Here is a 267-nt window from a genome sequence, read left to right on the forward strand (position 1 = left end):
CCCCGATTCACGAAGCTTTGGGTAAACCGCTTTGGTGTAATCGCCCCCTTGACACGTAACAATAATATCCATTTTTGAAAGTTCAGATACATCGCTTGCATCAAGTAGCGGTTTTGCATCACCCGCTAAATCAGGACCAAGTTGTCCGGCTTGTGAGGTAGTAAAAAAAGTGGTGTCTATATTGGCAAAATCATTTTGCTTTTCCATACGCTCTAATAACACAGAACCAACCATGCCACGCCAACCGACTAAACCTACTTTTTTCAT

The 267-nt window shown here is 42.7% G+C and carries 1 pseudogene; it reads right to left on the reverse strand.

The features are described from left to right. Positions 1–267, reverse strand: a pseudogene (locus SB756_RS30845) (aspartate-semialdehyde dehydrogenase); the annotation flags it as partial.

Origin of the sequence: Pseudomonas sp. SIMBA_068, from assembly GCF_046534705.1 — a bacterium.
In the GTDB taxonomy this organism is placed as follows: Bacteria; Pseudomonadota; Gammaproteobacteria; order Pseudomonadales; family Pseudomonadaceae; genus Aquipseudomonas; species Aquipseudomonas putida.